Here is a 1,763-nt window from a genome sequence, read left to right as displayed (position 1 = left end):
GCCGGCGCGTCCCCAGGCGGTGGCGTCGGGTGCATGCAGCCGGTGCACTGGAATGTCTTCAATCGTGCCTGCAACCACTTTCAGGACCGACTTCGTCGTGGGGTGCGCTGGGTCGAGCCGGCCGAACAGGTGGCTGAGCTCGGCAAGGCAGACGGCCGAGTGCTGACAGAGCCGATAGGTCAGAAGGTCATCGACCACTTTGGGCGTGCGCCCCTGCAGGACATTCAGATAGACGCTCGTGTCGAGAAGCAATGCACCGCCGACAGGCGGCTGGTCCGCTGCCCAGGACAGAGCGGAATCCGGCCGCCGTTCCAGCCCGCCGGCACGCCGCTGTGGTTTGAGGGAACGCAGTGCGCTCCCGAGATCAAACGCCAAGATCAACGTCCGCGGAGATGCTGCCCTTGCGGCGGACGAGCCGGGCGCCAAAATCGTCCTCGAGGGCTAGCCGCGACAAGGCGAGCTCAAGCAGCTCAGTGTCGGAGGTCACATGAGCGCGCTTCTTTGCCGCCTCGATCAATTCCGACGGCACCCTGCCGGAAAGGCGTGTGTTCTTGGCCGCGCCGAGAAGGCCGACCGCCCTCGCCTGCTCAAGCACCAGACGGTTCCGGGTGTGGGCGATCCGCTCCTCGCTTTCGGCTGCCGTTGCGCCACGTACGCTCATCCTGGATTCTCCTGTTGAACGAAACATAAGGGATGTTGAACATGAAGGCAAGGATCGGCACTGAGAAAGAGGGCCCTAGGAGGGTCAACACTGGATCGGACATGGTCCGTCGCCCGGTCATGCTATAGCACGACCCAGCGTGTCGTCGTACGCGACCGGCGCAAATCTCGGGAGCTATTGGGCAAGCACCTCGCGGTGGACAATTGGGCGCTTTGGTCGCACGTTGGGGCTCTCAGAATCGCACCACTGTGACATTCGAATGATCGAGAGTTTCGATGGGCAGTCCCCGTAATTTCATGACGCCCATCGACGCGGTCGACACCAGCGACCTGCCTGACATTGTCGACGTCGTCATGGAAATGGGTCACCCGGATGAGGCTCCCTCCCCTCCCACGCAGGTCCTCGACTCGCGACAAGCATCACTGCCTGCGCAGTCGAAAAGCTGGCCGACCGCGCGCGCGATTACGTCGAGGCGGCGAGTTCGGCAAACACCCGTCGCGCCTATGCCGCCGACTGGAAGCATTTTTGCGCCTGGTGCCGGCGCCAGGCGTTTGATCCGCTGCCGTCAGATCCACAAGTCGTCGGCCTCTACATCACGGCCCAGGCCTCAGGATCGGAACGGGACAAAAAGTCTGTGTCGACCATTGAGCGCCGCCTGTCGTCGCTGACCTGGAATTATACGCAACGCGGTCAACCGCTCGACCGGAAGGACGGGCATATCGCCACCGTGCTCGCCGGTATCCGCAATAAACACGCCTCCCCTCCCCGTCAAAAGGAAGCCATCCTGCGCGACGATCTTGTCGCCATGCTGGAAACGCTCGATCGTGGCACGCTGCGCGGTCTGCGCGGCCGCGCCATGTTGCTTTTGGGCTTCGCCGGCGGCTTGCGCCGCTCCGAAATCGTGGGCCTCGATGTTGCGCGCGATCAAACCGAGGACGGCTGCGGCTGGATTGAATTTTTCCCGGACAAGGGCGTGCTGGTTACGCTGCGAGGCAAGACCGGCTGGCGCGAGGTCGAGATTGGCCGCGGCTCGTCCGATGCCACCTGCCCGGTCGTCGCCCTGCAGACCTGGCTGAAGCTGGCCCGCATCGCGCATGGCCCC

General features: G+C 63.8%; 1 protein-coding gene and 2 pseudogenes. 1 reads left to right on the top strand and 2 read right to left on the bottom strand.

Going from position 1 to position 1,763, the window contains the following annotated elements:
* Together NKJ08_RS38595 and NKJ08_RS38590 are read right to left on the bottom strand one after the other, a co-directional pair.
* Window positions 1-375 (bottom strand): annotated as a pseudogene (locus NKJ08_RS38595) (hypothetical protein); the annotation flags it as partial.
* Entirely contained in the window at window positions 365-661 is a 297-nt protein-coding gene (locus tag NKJ08_RS38590) for a hypothetical protein (RefSeq protein ID WP_352530545.1), read from the bottom strand. The pseudogene NKJ08_RS38595 and the gene NKJ08_RS38590, both read right to left, overlap by 11 nt.
* A 275-nt stretch (window positions 662-936) precedes the next feature.
* Here NKJ08_RS38590 and NKJ08_RS38585 point away from each other — a divergent pair.
* Window positions 937-1,763 (top strand): annotated as a pseudogene (locus NKJ08_RS38585) (site-specific integrase); the annotation flags it as partial.

Origin of the sequence: Mesorhizobium sp. M0244 (genome assembly GCF_040321795.1) — a bacterium.
GTDB lineage: Bacteria > Pseudomonadota > Alphaproteobacteria > Rhizobiales > Rhizobiaceae > Mesorhizobium.
The sequence above is the reverse complement of the archived record's forward strand: the minus strand, read 5'-3'. Positions and strand labels throughout refer to the sequence as shown.

Excerpts from the sequence above, each read along its gene's own strand:
- NKJ08_RS38590 (WP_352530545.1), bottom strand. The coding sequence starts at position 661 with ATGAGCGTACGTGGCGCAACGGCAGCCGAAAGCGAGGAGCGGATCGCC.